The organism is Acetobacter oeni (genome assembly GCF_011516825.1).
In the GTDB taxonomy this organism is placed as follows: Bacteria; Pseudomonadota; Alphaproteobacteria; order Acetobacterales; family Acetobacteraceae; genus Acetobacter; species Acetobacter oeni.
Genome location: NZ_WOTA01000005.1, coordinates 1 through 15,012, shown reverse-complemented (window position 1 = coordinate 15,012; position 15,012 = coordinate 1). Strand labels below are relative to the sequence as shown.

Genomic DNA, 15,012 nt, shown 5'->3' with positions numbered 1-15,012 from the left:
GGTGTCTTGTCCGATCAGAGCGCCTTCCGTTCCTTTCTGGAGCCTGGACAGTGGGTCATGCACCCTGACCATCCCGAATGGGGGCCGGGACAGGTTCAGTCAGCTATTGGCTCGCGCGTGACGGTGAATTTTGAACATGTCGGGAAGATTATGTTAGACGCGAGAATCATTGAACTTGTTGTTATTTAACAGTTAAATATTGAATCCAGACAGATTTTAGCCTGTTTATTTTAAAAGATAATTTTTTAGCGCAGTAGTTTTGAGGTGGTTGTCCCGCTGCTTTCTGGCAGGCGTGCCTTGCAGCAGCAAGGCTTCACCGGCAGAGTGGTTTTGCGGTATACAGGACCGATGCAGTCCAGTTTCATTGATAGTTATGGCAGACACATTTCTTATCTCCGCGTTTCGGTGACGGATCGGTGCGATATGCGCTGTGTGTATTGCATGGCGGAAGATATGGTTTTTTTACCGCGTCAGGATGTTCTCGACTTTGACGAGATGGAGCGGCTGTGCGCGATTTTTATCAATCGGGGAGTGAAACGCATCAGGCTGACTGGCGGTGAGCCTCTGGTTCGACGGGGAATTGACGGGTTTATTGGCCGGATCGGTCGCTGGCTATGGTCAGAACATGCACCAGGGCGTCTGGATGAACTGACTCTGACGACAAATGGAAGTCAGCTTTCCACACATGCCTCGGCGCTGGCTGAGGCGGGAATCAGACGGATCAATGTTAGTCTTGATACGCTTCGGGATGATCGTTTCGAAAAGATTACGCGTCGCGGTCGGCTGGATCAGACATTGCGTGGAGTGGGGGTGGCCAGGAAAGCCGGCCTGGCAGTGAGAATCAACACCGTGGCGATGGCCGGGGTAAATGATGATGAGTTTGATGATCTGATTCGGTGGTGTGGCGAAATCGGTGCGGATTTGTGCCTGATTGAGACGATGCCCATGGGCGAGACGGGAGAGGATCGCCGCGAGCATTATCTGCCGCTGTCTGATGTTCGACGTGATATTGAGCGACGCTGGACGCTGGAGGGGCAGCCTGCAGGTGTGGCCGGTCCGGCACGTTATGTCCGGATTGCTGAGACGGGGCGCAGACTGGGGTTTATTACACCGATGAGCCATAATTTCTGCGACACCTGTAACAGAGTACGGCTCTCCTGTACGGGACAGCTTTATACATGCCTTGGCTCTGAAGGCGCGACTGATCTGCGTGGCATCATGCGGGCTGGTGGTTCGGATGAGGATATTCTTGCTGCAATCAATGATGCACTTACTCATAAGCCGATGCGTCACGATTTTCTTATTTCAGGCGGGAATGGGGCTGTGCAGGGGCCGGCACGTCATATGAGCGTCACAGGTGGCTGATTTTATCGCGTAAACATCTTCTGTCAGAGGTGGTTGAGAGTTGACGCTTTGTTTCCTGGAAATGACATTGTTTCTGTAAATTGCCGGAGCCGGGGATTCTCCGTTTTTTAAGGAGTCTCGTGTCTGATCCGGCTGGCGTGCGTAACGAGGCCAGGAATGAGCGTGATCAATAAAGTAAGTTCGGAAATTATGGAGATTATTGAACGCTCTCTCGAACAGATTGAAGAATCGCTTGATTCCCGGATTATTCTGGCCCTGGATTCCGGACCTCGTGGCGGCGGCGCGCCCTGTCTGGACAGCCCGCATCGGGTTCAGTTTGTGTATGTTCATCGTCTTGACTGGTATTTGCAGCTGATACCAGGAGCGGATCTGGTTGAACTTCCTGTATCAGATGATTTTACGCTGACCGGATGGGATATCGGGCGGCTCTTGAAAACAATGAAAAACGAGGATGCAGAAAAGACCTCGTGGCTCCGAAGTGCTGTGACATATCGTGTCGATACAGACGTATTGACACGCCTGCGCAGTTTTTCGGTACGAAGTATGCGTCCGGCATCTGACTACCTGCGTGAACTCGATCTCGCTCAGAAGCTTCTCGGTGGATGGAAACTGGGCAGCACGACAACGAGCGCTGAGTTTATCGACGCTATGCGGGCAATATTGGCCGCACGCTGGATTGCTGACAAACGCGGTGTTGTTCCGGGTGATTTCAGCATGCTTTGTGACGGGCTGGATGAAGATCTGTGCTCGGAGATTGATGTTTTGATTGATGCGAATGCGGCGGCTCCAAAAGGAGCGCCTGTTCCGCCGTCACCGAGATCTCAGGTGTTTTTTCTTGCAGAACTTCAGCGTCTCAGGAACGTTGACATTGAAGAAAGCGAACAGATGGAGTTACCTCCATTTGACCACTTTTATGCTGAACTGATACGTCGGTTCGGTTGAAATATCTGCCCGTTTTCCGCTGCCTTTGGAAATAGATTCAGAAGAGCGGAATTACTGACATGGCGTGTCTGATTCCCGCCTGAATAATGCAGCTATGATAATCTGCCTTTTCCATACTCCAGATCATTTCCGGTTCGGAGGCTATGCGGAATAAACGGGACGTGCAGGCGTTTCACCACTCGGGGTGTTTAAGGCCGTTTACGAGTAAACACAGCTAAAAGAAGGATATTCTGATGGCGGAGAGTATTGAAAGCATCTCTATCCCGGGATTGCCTTTTCCGGCTTCACGTATTGCGTTGGGCACCTGGGCTATTGGCGGCTGGATGTGGGGAGGGCCGGATGATGATAACGCCATAAAAACGGTGCATGAGGCACTGGATCTCGGGATTAACCTGATTGATACGGCGCCGGTTTATGGGTTTGGTCATTCAGAAGAGGTTGTAGGTAAAGCTGTCGAAGGACGGCGTAACAAAGTGCTGCTGGCTACGAAGCTGGGACTGAACTGGAAAGACGGAAAGGTTTTCCGGGATAGTCATCCGGAGCGGCTTCGGCAGGAAGTTGAAGACTCGCTGAAGCGTCTGCGAACGGATCGCATTGATCTGATCCAGGTCCACTGGCCGGATCCGAAGGTGAGCATAGGCGAGGTTGCGAAAATACTTGAGGCCCTGCGGAAAGAGGGCAAGGTTCTGGCGCTGGGAGTAAGTAATTTCTCTGTGGCTCAGCTTGACGAATTCCGTGCTGAGGCGCCGCTGGCGGCAATTCAGCCGCCGTATAATCTTTTCGAACGTGAGATTGAGAAAGACATTCTCCCTTACGCAAAGAAGCATGATCTTGTGGCTCTGGCCTATGGCCCGCTGTGTCGTGGATTACTTTCCGGGAAGATGAATGCTGATTCAAAATTCGGAAAGGATGATCTGAGAAGTTCTGATCCGAAGTTTCAGCAGCCACGATTTGGTCAGTATCTGAAAGCCGTTGATGATCTGAAGACAGTTGCAGATCGTCATGGAAAATCACTTCTGGCGCTTGCGATCCGATGGATTCTGGATCGGGGGCCGACAATTGCTTTGTGGGGCGCACGACGTCCGGCCCAGATCAGCGGTGTCGACGAGGCATCGGGCTGGTCTCTGAGTGAACAGGATATGCGTGAGATCGACGAGATTCTGACGCGGGATATTCCTGATCCGGTGGGACCTGAGTTTATGGCGCCTCCGGACGTCTGATTGTTAATCGGAAAGGCGGCGTGCCTTGAGAGGTACGCCTTCCGTATGAGCTGCCTGTTGCTGAAATGACAACGGTCTGGTCAGAATATTGTACTGGACGATGCACTGGGGAAAGCCGTTAGTTTCGATCTCAGGATGGTGCGAGTGGGGGAATCACTCGGTCGCGTCGGGGGGCGCGACCATCCGTTCCAAAACGCAGCATGCCGTCCGTGAATTGTGTATGGTGCGAATTCAGAACGATCTGAGGGTGTAAAAATGGCCGGACCTGCTGAAACCCGACATAATGAGACCAGATTGAAGGCGTTGGCAGAGAAGGCGAAACGCGATCTTGATCTGATCCGCTATCCGCGGACGGACTGGATGAAGCGCACGGAACATAACGGACAGCCGGTGCTGGATGTTGCGATCATCGGAGCAGGCCAGGGTGGTCTGGCTGCGGCTTTTGCTCTTAAGCGGCTTAATATCGATAATGTCTGCGTATTTGACCGGGCGCATCGTGGTGGCGAGGGGCCGTGGGTAACATTTGCCCGCATGATTACACTACGAACACCAAAATATGTGACGGGTCCGGATCTTGGGGTGCCCAGCCTGACGCCGCGGGCGTGGTTTGAAGCACGTTACGGGAATGACGCATGGGAGGATCTGAACAAAATCTCGCGGCATGACTGGCAGTCTTATCTTGACTGGTATCGTGACACACTCGGACTGCCAGTAGAGAATGATCGCAGTTTTCAGCATGTGGCCTGGGAAAACGGTGTTCTGAAGCTGACTTTTGCAGATTCAGCCGGGAATGAGGCTGTGCGTTATGCGCGTAAACTGGTGCTAGCAACCGGGATTGACGGAGGTGGATGCTGGAACACGCCGGCATTCATTCGGGAGGCGCTGCCGCGTGAGCGTTTCGCACATACGTCAGAGGCAATTGATTTCGAAGCACTGCGTGGAAAGCGGATCGGTGTTCTGGGGGCGGGGGCTTCGGCTTTTGACAACGCGGCGACTGCGCTTGAGGCGGGCGTCGGGTCGGTCGATCTGTGTCTGCGTCGCAAAGTTGTGCCGTCAGTTAATCCGTATCGCTGGATGGAAAATACAGGCTTTCTGTCACAGTTCGCTGCACTTCCGGATCTGCTGCGCTGGCGGTTTATGGCGCATATCTATGATCTGAATCAGCCGCCGCCGCAGGATACGTTCTGGCGCTGTCGACGACATAAGAATTTTACTTTTCATACAGGATGTTCCTGGGATGCCGTGCGGATGGAAGATGACGAAATCGTGGTGTCTACGCCTCTGGGCCAGAAGCGATATGATTTTGTGATCATCGGTACCGGCTTTACGGTTGATCTTGCGCAGCGTCCGGAAACAGCGTCCTTTGCATCCTCTGTCGCGCTCTGGAGAGATCGGTTTGCACCGCCGGAGGGCGAGTGGCATGCGACAATCGCCGCGCACCCCTATCTTGGCGATGTCTATCAGTTTCTGCCCAAAACAGCTTCTGATCCGAAGGCGCCAATGCTGGCAGCGATTCATAATTTCACATTTTCGGCGACGCCGAGCATGGGGCTGTCCGGGTCGTCGATCAGCGGAATGCGCTTTGGTGTGGAGCGATTGGTACGCGGACTGACACGGGATCTGTTTGTGACGGATGGACAGTATCATCTCGACAGTTTGCTGGCCTATAATACGCCTGAGCTTGTGAGCACTGAACCACCCGTTGAATAATGATCATCAGAGTTCGACTTCTGAAGATTGAAGGAGTGTTTCAGGTATTGCGGCGGACGAAGAACTCATTGCTCGTATTTTTATGTTTTGAGGTAATACGACCCGAGCGTGCGTAAGCATTAAAGTGCAAGAAAGCGCGTTGGTTTACATACAGAGATGCTTTTGAAACAGTTTCCGGGAACCTGTTTTATGTGATGATCCAAAGCGGGGATCGTGAGAGACATGATGCTGCGTTATATTGGAAAAAGCACCGACACAGGGAGATGCAGACCATGGCAGGAATCCGGTCCGACGATGACGATAAGGAGCGCGCCGCAGTTCTGGAGATGGCGCGGGACGTGGCTGTTCTGGCGCGCCAGGTTGATCTTGTAATTCCTGATGACTGTCTGCCGGGTGTGATATTCAACATCGAAACTCTGCGTGGTTATGTTGCGCTGGTTGACGGACTGGTTCTTCCGGATGACTGCGAGCCTGCATTTGGATATGTGCCATGACGCTGAGCGCAGCTACACTGGCGGACAATATTCGTTTTGGCCTGCGTACGGCGCGGGAGGTCATTGAGACTACGCTGCATACGCTGGAAACACATGATCAGGCTTATGGTTGTGTAACGCGGCTTCTGGCGGATCGGGCGTTGAGGGCAGCCGGGTTGATTGACGCACGGATTGCGAATGGTGAGCCGGTAGGGCCGCTGGTCGGGGTACCGTTCGGAGTGAAAGATCTTTTCGATATGGAGGGGATTGTCACGACGGCGGGCTCCACTGTGTTAAAGAAAAATCCTCCGGCAGTGCGGGACGCGGCGGTGGTCCGACGGCTGGTTGCGGCCGGAGCGATTCCGGTCGCGACGCTGAACATGGATGAGTTCGCATACGGGTTTGCGACCGAAAATTCTCATTACGGAACGACAAGAAATCCGCGCGATACGGAACGGCTGGCCGGCGGATCCTCAGGTGGATCGGCGGCAGCGGTGGCAGCGGGAATGCTGCCAGTAACGCTCGGATCGGATACAAACGGATCGATCCGGGTTCCTGCGGCCCTGTGTGGTGTCTGGGGTTTGCGACCAACTCAGGGACGGTTACCGCTTGAAGGAATTTATCCGTTTGCGGCAAGTTTCGATACCATCGGACCTTTTGCCGGGAATTCCACCGATCTGAAACTTGCGTTTGAGGCGATGGATGGCAAGGCCGGAGGCGAGGAGCCCGATGTCGGAGCGTTACGTGTAGCACGTCTTGGCGGCTGGTTCGAGCGTGATCTGGCGCCCGGGCTGATCGACGGCATTGACCGGATTATGGGGTTTCTTTCCTCCACGAAAACTGTCGGGTTGCCAGAGGTAGCGCGGGCACGGGCAGCAGCGTTTATTATTACAGCCTCTGAAGGAGGAAATCTGCATTTGCCGAGACTGCGACACCAGGCACCGGAATACGATCCGGCGACGCGGGACAGGCTGATGGCCGGCGCGCTGTTGCCGGCGTCTCCAATCATTCAGGCGCATCGATTGCGGAACTGGTTTCGGGAGCATCTACATGAGGTATTTCGGGAAACAGACATTCTGATCGCACCGGCAACGGTCGGACCTGCGCCACGGATCGATCAGCCGACGATTACGGTGGGTGGAGAGGCTGTGTCGGCACGGGCCAATCTGGGGTTGTTTACGCAGCCACTGACATTGGCGGGTTTCCCGATCCTGGCCGCGCCGATAGCGCCGGGTGCGGAACCTGTCGCGGAGCTGCCACTCGGGGTGCAGATTATTGCAGCCCCCGGGCAGGAACAGGCGCTGTTCACACTGGGAGCGGCTCTGGAACATGCCGGGCTGCTTGGTTATCCGGTGCGTGGTGCTGCTGGACAAGGTGAGAACTGACGATGATGCTGCATACGGCCCGGTCTTTGCGCGGTATGGTAACGGCGCCGCATCATCTTGCGTCTCAGGCCGGACTGCAAGTGCTGCGGGCCGGCGGGTCCGCGATCGAAGCCGCAGTGGCTACGGCGGCAACCTTGGCTGTCGTTTATCCGCATATGACCTCAATCGGCGGAGACGGGTTCTGGCTGATCTGCTGGCCGGACGGACGAGTGGAGACGATCGACGCCTGCGGCGGAGCGGCTGCTGCTGCAGATCTGGCACTATATCGCAGGGCGGGGCTGACTGCCGTGCCCTGGCGGGGACCGCTGGCGGCGAATACGGTGGCAGGTACGGTATCGGGCTGGGCGCTGGCGCTTGAGCGGGCGAAGGCTGAGCGCGGCGGAACATTGTCACTGGCGCAGATTCTTGGCGAGGCGATCGGGTACGCGGAAGAGGGTGTGCCGATGACGGCGGGTGGTGCGGCGATCGCGCGGGAGAAATCGGCAGAACTCAAAACGGTGCCGGGTTATGCATCGGTTTTCGAGCCAGATGGACGGCCTCTTGTCGAAGGTGAAATCCTGCGGAATCCAGCTCTTGGAGTGACGCTTCGGGAGTTGTCCTCCAGCGGACTATCGGGTTTTTACGAGGGCGTGCTGGCGAAGCGGATCGCGGAGGATCTGGCGACGGCGGGTAGTCCGGTGAGTGCGGCGGATCTCGCCGGGCATAAAGCACAACTGCGTGATCCGCTGTCAGTCCGGGTGCGGAACGCGAGACTGTTCAATATGGCACCGCCGACTCAGGGGGTCGCTTCATTGCTGATCCTGGCGTTGTTCGACCGGCTGAAGGCGGATGAGGGCGAGAGTTTCGCGCATATTCACGGACTGATTGAGGCGACAAAACAGGCGTTTCGGTATCGGGACACACATGTGGGTGATCCCGCTTACATGTGTATTGAGGCGCAGCACGTTCTCGATGATCCGGCGGCACTGGACGCGATGACAGCCTCGATCGATCCGGAACGGGCAATGCCCTGGCCGTACCCGTCTCAGGTGGGTGATACAGTCTGGCTCGGAGCTGCAGATGCGTCCGGGCTTTCGGTCTCAGTGATTCAGAGCACGTATTTCGAGTTTGGCTCAGGAATCGTTCTGCCGCAGACAGGGATTGTCTGGCAGAATCGCGGAGCGGGTTTCCGGCTGGCGGAAGATGGGTGGAATGCACTGCGTCCGGGGCGGAAGCCTTTTCATACTCTCAATCCGGCGGCGGCAAAGTTCGATGACGGGCGGGTAATGGTTTACGGCACGATGGGCGGTGAGGGACAACCGCAGACTCAGGCGGCTGTGTTCTCTCGTTACGCTCGGTACGGGATGGGATTGCAGACGGCTGTGACGGCACCGCGCTGGCTGCTTGGCAAGACCTGGGGTGATGAAAGTGTCACACTCAAATATGAGGATCGGTTTGCATCGGAACTGATCGGGTATCTGGGGGCGGCGGGCCACGCGCTGGAGCGTGTAGCACCATTTACCTCAATAATGGGTCATGCCGGAGCGCTGGTGAGTCATATTGACGGAGTGATTGAGGGAGCGAGCGATCCGCGCAGTGATGGGAGTGTTGCTGCATGGTGAGTGAAGAGCAGAAGTTTTTGTCGCGCGGCGAACGTGCTGTGGCGCGTTGTGACCGGCTGGGTGATAAGCCGTTCAGCGATGAAGCTGGTCTGCTGTTTCGGCCATGGCTGGGGCCAGGCTTTCAGTCGACAGTCGAGACAGTTGCTGACTGGATGCGCGAGGCGGGAATGGATGCCCGACAGGACAGTGCCTCCAATATGATCGGGCGGTACGAGGGTTTGATCCCCGGGGCGCCGGCGCTGCTGTTCGGCTCCCATCTGGATTCCGTGCGTGATGGCGGGCGATATGACGGGATTCTGGGCGTGATCGCGGCGATCGAGGTCGTATCCTCTTTTCATGAGCGGGGCGAACGGTTTCCCTTTGCACTGGAAATCATCGGTTTCGGGGATGAGGAAGGCTCTCGCTTTCCGGTCACGATGCTAACGACGCGGGCTGTGGCCGGCGTCCTGGAAGAGGATGATCCCGGCACAACCTTTGCAGATCTGCAGGATGTGGACGGAGTGACAGTCGCCCAGGCGCTCAACGCGGCAGGGCTGACGGCGCGAGGGATGGCGCGCGCGGGGCGGGAGGCCTCTGAACTTATCGGTTATGTAGAAGCCCATATCGAACAGGGGCCCGCGCTGGAGGCCGAAGGCCGCGCGATCGGGGTCGTCAGCGGGATCGCGGCACAACGTCGGTATGAGGTGAAACTGCATGGCACGGCTGGTCATGCCGGGACCATGGCTATGGCGCTGCGACAGGATGCTCTTGCGGCAGCCGCTGAAATGGTGCTGGCGATCGAAGCGACGGCAAGGGCGTACGAGGGCAGAGATTGTCTTGTGGCGACGGTCGGGTCGTTGCGGGTCTGGCCAGATGTGGTCAATGTTGTGCCCGGCGATGTGATTTTTACGATTGATGTAAGAGCCGGATCAGCATTGATCCGGGATCTCGTGATCAATTCAGTGCTTGAGCAGATCAGGCATATTGCAGACAGGCGCGGGATCGGGGCGGAGATTATTCCTCGGGAAAATCTGGCGGGTGTGCCGTGCGATCCACGGCTCCTGGCGTTGCTTGAGGCAGCGGTAGCGGATGTAACCGGAAGCCCGGCGCGAGTGCTGGTGAGCGGAGCAGGCCATGATGCGATGATCATGGCGCGGCTGGTCCCGATGGCGATGCTGTTTATCCGGTGTGAGCGGGGCATCAGCCATAATCCGGCGGAGGCGGTACGTGCGGAGGATGTGGATATTGCCATTGGGGCGCTGACTGATTTTGTAAGACGTCTGGCTGCGGCGGAAAACTCAGACACTGTTTCAAAGCACTCCGACTGAGAAGAGGAAAAAACACAATGACCGGAGCTTTTTTCGGGCCGACTGATCCTCCGCAGCGTCTTCTGATGGGACCAGGCCCGATCAACGTGTATCCGCGTGTCCTGCGGGCTATGAGCATGGACATGCTGGGACAGTTTGACCCGGAAATGACGGCTTACATGAACGAAACGATGGCGTTGTATCGTCAGGTTTTTATGACAGATAATCGTCGGACATTTTTGATTGACGGCACGGCGCGCGCGGGGATTGAGGCAGCACTGGTTTCTCTGGTGGAGCCGGGAACACGGATACTGATTGTCCGGGCGGGTCGCTTCGGGCTGCTGCTTTCGGAGATCGCGGGGCGAATCGGGGCAGATATTCGCACGATCGATCTGGAATGGGGTGAGGTAGCAAGCCTGGAGCAGATCGAAGCGGCGATAAAGGAGCATCGTCCGCGTGTGTTCGCCTGTATCCATGGCGACACCTCGACAACAATGGCGCAACCCTTGGAAGGTGTTGGCGCGCTCTGCCGGAAATACGACGTGTTGTCCTATGTGGATGCGACGGCGACGCTGGGTGGCAATCCGGTGGATGTCGATGGCTGGGGGATCGACGTGGTTTCGGCCGGCTTGCAGAAATGTATGGGCGGACCGCCGGGATCAGCGCCGATCACGATTTCCGAGCAGGCGGCGGAGTTCATTTTCTCGCGCCGCCATGTCGAACAGGGCATCCGGGTAGCAGGGACGCAGGACGGGCAGGGCGTACGGATCGGGTCAAATTATTTCGATCTGGCTATGGTCATGGACTACTGGTCCGAAAAACGACTGAATCACCATACCGAAGCGACGACAATGCTTTACGGAGCACGGGAATGCGCACGGATCATGCTGGAGGAAGGGCTTGAGACACGGTTTGACCGGCATCGCAGGGCAGGTGCTGCCGTAACGGCCGGGCTTCGGGCGATGGGGCTCCGGGTATTCGGTCATGACGCGTATCGCATGGCGAATGTGACAGGAGTATGGATTCCAGATCGAGTTGATGGCGAGGCGGTACGCCTGCGGATGCGCGAAGACTTCGAAATTGAGATTGGCACGGCATTCGGACCACTGATCGGGAAGATCTGGCGGATCGGAGCGATGGGCTACAATGCTATGAAGCATAAAGTGCTGATTACATTGGGGGCGCTGGAGGTGGTTCTGGCCGGGCAGGGGTATCCCATGCCGCGTGGAGAGGCTGTTGATGCGGCGTTGATGGCGTGGGATGCCGGTGCAGCTGATGAGACGATCCGGAAATGAAGGATTATCCTCGTGACATGACCGGCTACGGAGCTTTGCCGCCACAACCTCGGTGGCCAGGCGCCGCTCGTGTCGCTGTTCAGTTTGTCATCAATTACGAGGAAGGTGGCGAGAACAGCGTCCTGCACGGCGACGTCGGGTCCGAGGCATTTCTTTCCGAGATGGTGGGTGCGAGGTCGATTCCCGGGGTGCGGGCCATGGCGATGGAAAGCCTGTACGAATATGGTTCGCGGGCCGGTTTCTGGCGGTTATACCGTTTATTTACGGAGCGCCGGATGCCTGTAACAGTATTCGGCGTGGCACTTGCGCTGGCGCGCAACCCTGATGCTGTCGATGCAATGATGAAGGCGGAATGGGAGATTGCATCCCACGGGCTACGCTGGATTGACTATCAGGATGTTCCGGCAGACGTGGAGCGACAGCATATCGCCGAGGCCATAGCGATTCAGACCGCGCTGACCGGAACACGTCCGCTGGGCTGGTACCAGGGACGGACAAGCCCTGATACGGCGCGGCTGGTCGCCGAAGAGGGAGGGTTCACTTATGACGCCGACTCTTATGCGGATGATTTGCCGTATTACGACCGGACCTGGCAGGCAAAAACAGGCCGAGCGCAACTGATCGTGCCGTATACGCTGGATGCGAACGATATGAAGATCGTGGCGCTGAACGGGTTTACGGAAGGGGAACAGTTTTACCGCTATCTCCGGGACACGTTTGATCAGCTGTGGGACGAAGGTGAAGAACAGCCCCGGATGATGTCAGTAGGACTGCATTGCCGGATTGCAGGACGTCCGGGACGGGCACGAGCGGTAGCGCGATTCCTGGATCATGTAATGGCGCGACAACAGGTCTGGGTGGCGACACGGCTGGATATTGCACGACACTGGCTGGAGGTTCATCCGGCATGACGGATGTGTTCGCTACCTTAAACAGGATGGATGAGGTCTCCTTTATCCAGACTTTTGGCATGCTTTATGAGCACTCACCATGGATTGCGCGTGAGGCGTTTAGCAAGGGACCGTTTACCGACCGAACGAGGCTGCTGGCAGCATTCCGGCAAATTGTTGCGGAAGCTCCGGAAGAAAAACAGTTTATTCTGGTCAGGGAGCACCCTGAACTTGCAAGGCGGGCAGGTGTGGATGAAACGCTCACACGGGCATCTCAGGCCGAACAGGCTTCGGCTGGCCTGGATCGCCTGACGCCAGAAGAATATGTGCGGTTCAATATGCTGAACGATGCTTACCGGGAGCGATTTGCGATGCCGTTCGTGATCTGTGTGCGCCGGAGCGATAAGTCTCTGATTTTGTCGGAGATGGCGCGAAGGGGAAAGAATACAACTGAAGCGGAGTTGCGAACGGCGCTGACCGAGATTGATAAGATTGCAGCGTTACGCTGCACTGATGTGCTGAAGAACCTGGAGAGCAAATCATGAGTACACTGTCGACGCATGTGCTTGATCTCGTTTCCGGTAAGCCTGCAAGGGGGGTGGCGGTTACACTCTGGCGCGGTGAGACTGTTCTGTTTTCCGGAGTAACGAATGATGATGGCCGATGCCCGGAACTAAAAGAGATCGGATCAATCGAAGCCGGAGCTTACAGGCTGGAGTTCGCTGTGGCGGCATATTTCCGGGCGCAGGATGTAACACTGAGTGAGCCGCCATTTCTGGATATGGTTCCGATTGCATTCGGTATTGCGGAATCTTCGGACGACGGTGAGGGGTGCCATTATCACGTGCCGCTGCTGGTCTCGCCGTTCGGGTTCTCAACCTATCGGGGCAGCTGATGGTTCAGGGTAATTTGCTGTTCAGGTAATCTTCGAGAAGGGCGACGTTACGTAGATTGGCCTTGAAGGCAGCGTCGACGAGATCACCTGCGATGGGGATGCAATCTATAACAGTTTCAACAGCGACATTGGCGAGCATGCGTAAAAGCACGGACACGGGCGCGCCCAGCCCGCGAGCTTCCCAAACGATATAGAGTGAAAACAGCGCCGTGATAACGGCGCCTCCGGCTGGCACGAGGCCGATGACAGCATCCAGGCCCATTCGGAAATTTGTTCCTGGGATCTGGAATGAAGCGTCTAATAGCCAGGCAAGACGCTTCAGGCGTTCGAGCCTGCACAGGCGCGATGCGCCAATTGACAGGAAAACATCATCTGAAAATATAGCGTTTGTGCTCATAAGACAGAAATGGGCATGAGTCGAGGTGATTGCAACATTCCCGACACTTGGGTCAATACGATCCGCTTCGATCAAATTTGCCAGCAGGGCATAAATATGTTAATTAAATATAAATACAAAAATCGTAAGTAAATTGTCTTTATCAGACAATTTTTATCACGGACGACGCTCATGAAGAATATTCCGGAACTTACCGGCGTTCGTGGCATTGCGGCGCTTTGGGTTTTTCTTTCGCATATTCAGAAACTGGCAGCTGTTGCGCTGCATAGTGATGGGGTTGCACGATCTTCATTTTTTTTTCTGGGCTTTCATGCTGTTGATCTTTTTTTTTTTCTGGGCTTTCATGCTGTTGATCTTTTTTTTGTTCTGTCCGGCTTCATTCTCATGCATGCTCATGAAAAACAATTTGAAATAATAAATCGTAGTGCGATTGAGGATTTTTTTATTGCTCGATTTTTTCGCATTTACCCTTTGAATACGTTTGTTCTTTTTTGTCTTCTTCCGATAGTTATTCTTCTTCCGGGTTACGTTTCTTTTGAACGCTCTTACACGGACTTTGCTTTTTCATATAAAGCGAATAGTTTTTCATTGCTCGGGTTCATCCAGACACTTCTGCTCGTGCAGACGTGGACTTTTGCTAAACTGGGAACATGGAATATCGTTTCGTGGACGCTTAGTGCTGAAGTGCTCGGTTATCTGATGTTTCCAACTCTTGCATACCTTGCAAGCAAGATAAAATCTGCAACAACAAATCTTTTCCTAGCGGTGACAAGCCTTACGATCCTGACTTTCCTTCTTATTCTCGGGCACCATGCAAACAATAATCCGACGGGGGTCTTTGGTGCTGTTCGAATGTTTTTTTGTTTTTGTGCAGGAATTACAATCAACAGAGCATGTGGTATTTTACCCGACGACATAGCAAAAGTGACTTCATATACTAACCTGGCTGCGGTCTGCTTTCTTATTGCAACGATTTTTATTCCAGTGTTGGGAGTGCTGGAGGTCTTTAGTTTTTCAGCTTTAATTTTTGGACTCTATTATCAGAAGGGCGAAATCTGTCGGTTTCTTTCCTCAGCTTTAGTTTTATTTATGGGTCGCATTTCATTCTCGTTCTACATCATCCATTATATAGTTATTCAACTCATTTATTGGGCGACCTTATCGTGGTTACCGAATCAGAATTTATTTATGGGCATAGTATTGCTTACTGTAGTGACAATTTTCTGTTTTTTAGTTGCCTTCTTGCTTTACACATTCGTCGAACGGCCATCGCATCGCATCGGGCGGGAGATATTAAAAAGGGTGAAAAATCGCAGGCATGCACTAGGGCGTGTCGTCAGTTAGCGCCTGCTGGTCTGGGCCTTGTACTTTTGTCCGATGCATGATGTTTTCTTCCTGTTTTCAGGGGGGATATGTGGATGCGCCGGTATGCTCTGAGTGAGAGTCAGTGGGAGCAGATCAGGGATCTTCTTCCGGGCCGGGAAGGCCATGTGGGCGGGACGGCCGCGGATAACCGTCTGTTTGTGGAAGCGGTGCTGTATCGGTATCGCGCT

The 15,012-nt window shown here is 55.0% G+C and carries 15 protein-coding genes and 1 pseudogene; 15 read left to right on the top strand and 1 reads right to left on the bottom strand.

Translation table 11 applies throughout. The features are described from left to right. Positions 1–6 precede the first annotated feature (6 nt). From GOB90_RS04690 to uraH, 13 genes are all read left to right on the top strand, one after another. Positions 7–189: a DUF3553 domain-containing protein gene (locus GOB90_RS04690; protein ID WP_260175819.1), complete on the top strand. Its 183-nt coding sequence runs from the start codon at positions 7–9 to the stop codon at positions 187–189. Positions 190–348: 159 nt separating this feature from the next. Then, positions 349–1,365 carry a GTP 3',8-cyclase MoaA gene (moaA, locus tag GOB90_RS04685; RefSeq protein ID WP_146886531.1) on the top strand — a complete coding sequence of 339 codons (1,017 nt, stop codon included), beginning with the start codon at positions 349–351 and terminating at the stop codon, positions 1,363–1,365. Between the two features lie 162 nt (positions 1,366–1,527). Continuing rightward, a complete protein-coding gene (locus GOB90_RS04680) occupies positions 1,528–2,307 on the top strand; it encodes a DNA polymerase beta superfamily protein (RefSeq protein WP_173571929.1) in 780 nt (259 codons plus the stop codon). Positions 2,308–2,540: 233 nt separating this feature from the next. Then, the gene (locus tag GOB90_RS04675; protein ID WP_146886527.1) at positions 2,541–3,527 is read left to right on the top strand and encodes an aldo/keto reductase; all 987 of its coding nucleotides are present in this window, start codon (positions 2,541–2,543) and stop codon (positions 3,525–3,527) included. 255 nt (positions 3,528–3,782) lie between these two features. Continuing rightward, complete coding sequence (locus GOB90_RS04670) at positions 3,783–5,237, top strand: NAD(P)-binding domain-containing protein (RefSeq protein ID WP_146886525.1); 1,455 nt, start codon at positions 3,783–3,785, stop codon at positions 5,235–5,237. A 272-nt stretch (positions 5,238–5,509) separates the two neighbouring features. After that, positions 5,510–5,731, top strand: a complete 222-nt coding sequence (locus tag GOB90_RS04665) for a DUF4089 domain-containing protein (protein ID WP_242011799.1) — start codon at positions 5,510–5,512, stop codon at positions 5,729–5,731. Next, positions 5,728–7,095: an AtzE family amidohydrolase gene (locus GOB90_RS04660; protein WP_146886523.1), complete on the top strand. Its 1,368-nt coding sequence runs from the start codon at positions 5,728–5,730 to the stop codon at positions 7,093–7,095. Before GOB90_RS04665 ends, GOB90_RS04660 begins: the two co-directional genes overlap by 4 nt. Positions 7,096–7,100: 5 nt before the next feature. Further along, positions 7,101–8,696 carry a gamma-glutamyltransferase family protein gene (locus GOB90_RS04655; RefSeq protein WP_146886661.1) on the top strand — a complete coding sequence of 532 codons (1,596 nt, stop codon included), beginning with the start codon at positions 7,101–7,103 and terminating at the stop codon, positions 8,694–8,696. Then, a complete protein-coding gene (locus GOB90_RS04650; RefSeq protein ID WP_146886520.1) occupies positions 8,690–10,003 on the top strand; it encodes an allantoate amidohydrolase in 1,314 nt (437 codons plus the stop codon). The genes GOB90_RS04655 and GOB90_RS04650 overlap by 7 nt, the downstream gene beginning before the upstream one ends. 17 nt (positions 10,004–10,020) lie before the next feature. After that, positions 10,021–11,277 (top strand): pyridoxal-phosphate-dependent aminotransferase family protein, encoded by a 1,257-nt coding sequence (locus GOB90_RS04645; protein ID WP_146886518.1) that lies wholly within the window; start codon positions 10,021–10,023, stop codon positions 11,275–11,277. Continuing rightward, positions 11,274–12,188, top strand: coding sequence for an allantoinase PuuE (gene puuE / locus GOB90_RS04640; protein WP_146886516.1), 915 nt, complete (start codon positions 11,274–11,276; stop codon positions 12,186–12,188). Before GOB90_RS04645 ends, puuE begins: the two co-directional genes overlap by 4 nt. Continuing rightward, positions 12,185–12,712 (top strand): 2-oxo-4-hydroxy-4-carboxy-5-ureidoimidazoline decarboxylase, encoded by a 528-nt coding sequence (gene uraD, locus GOB90_RS04635; RefSeq protein WP_146886514.1) that lies wholly within the window; start codon positions 12,185–12,187, stop codon positions 12,710–12,712. The genes puuE and uraD overlap by 4 nt, the downstream gene beginning before the upstream one ends. Beyond that, the gene (gene uraH, locus GOB90_RS04630) at positions 12,709–13,062 is read left to right on the top strand and encodes a hydroxyisourate hydrolase (RefSeq protein ID WP_146886512.1); all 354 of its coding nucleotides are present in this window, start codon (positions 12,709–12,711) and stop codon (positions 13,060–13,062) included. The genes uraD and uraH overlap by 4 nt, the downstream gene beginning before the upstream one ends. Positions 13,063–13,066: 4 nt before the next feature. Here uraH and GOB90_RS04625 read toward each other — a convergent pair whose 3' ends face one another. After that, positions 13,067–13,534 carry a DUF4112 domain-containing protein gene (locus GOB90_RS04625; protein ID WP_242011798.1) on the bottom strand — a complete coding sequence of 156 codons (468 nt, stop codon included), beginning with the start codon at positions 13,532–13,534 and terminating at the stop codon, positions 13,067–13,069. Between the two features lie 96 nt (positions 13,535–13,630). Here GOB90_RS04625 and GOB90_RS04620 point away from each other — a divergent pair, with 96 nt between their 5' ends. Together GOB90_RS04620 and GOB90_RS04615 are read left to right on the top strand one after the other, a co-directional pair. After that, positions 13,631–14,803, top strand: a complete 1,173-nt coding sequence (locus GOB90_RS04620) for an acyltransferase family protein (protein ID WP_146886510.1) — start codon at positions 13,631–13,633, stop codon at positions 14,801–14,803. Between the two features lie 74 nt (positions 14,804–14,877). Further along, a pseudogene (locus GOB90_RS04615) lies at positions 14,878–15,012 on the top strand (IS5/IS1182 family transposase); the annotation flags it as partial.

What these genes read in the sequence shown, in the direction of transcription:
- moaA (WP_146886531.1), top strand. Translation starts at nt 349, where the DNA reads ATGCAGTCCAGTTTCATTGATAGTTATGGCAGACACATTTCTTATCTC.
- GOB90_RS04675 (WP_146886527.1), top strand. Translation starts at nt 2,541, where the DNA reads ATGGCGGAGAGTATTGAAAGCATCTCTATCCCGGGATTGCCTTTTCCG.
- GOB90_RS04670 (WP_146886525.1), top strand. Translation starts at nt 3,783, where the DNA reads ATGGCCGGACCTGCTGAAACCCGACATAATGAGACCAGATTGAAGGCG.
- GOB90_RS04665 (WP_242011799.1), top strand. Translation starts at nt 5,510, where the DNA reads ATGGCAGGAATCCGGTCCGACGATGACGATAAGGAGCGCGCCGCAGTT.
- GOB90_RS04660 (WP_146886523.1), top strand. Translation starts at nt 5,728, where the DNA reads ATGACGCTGAGCGCAGCTACACTGGCGGACAATATTCGTTTTGGCCTG.
- GOB90_RS04655 (WP_146886661.1), top strand. Translation starts at nt 7,101, where the DNA reads ATGCTGCATACGGCCCGGTCTTTGCGCGGTATGGTAACGGCGCCGCAT.
- GOB90_RS04650 (WP_146886520.1), top strand. Translation starts at nt 8,690, where the DNA reads ATGGTGAGTGAAGAGCAGAAGTTTTTGTCGCGCGGCGAACGTGCTGTG.
- GOB90_RS04645 (WP_146886518.1), top strand. Translation starts at nt 10,021, where the DNA reads ATGACCGGAGCTTTTTTCGGGCCGACTGATCCTCCGCAGCGTCTTCTG.
- puuE (WP_146886516.1), top strand. Translation starts at nt 11,274, where the DNA reads ATGAAGGATTATCCTCGTGACATGACCGGCTACGGAGCTTTGCCGCCA.
- uraD (WP_146886514.1), top strand. Translation starts at nt 12,185, where the DNA reads ATGACGGATGTGTTCGCTACCTTAAACAGGATGGATGAGGTCTCCTTT.
- uraH (WP_146886512.1), top strand. Translation starts at nt 12,709, where the DNA reads ATGAGTACACTGTCGACGCATGTGCTTGATCTCGTTTCCGGTAAGCCT.
- GOB90_RS04620 (WP_146886510.1), top strand. Translation starts at nt 13,631, where the DNA reads ATGAAGAATATTCCGGAACTTACCGGCGTTCGTGGCATTGCGGCGCTT.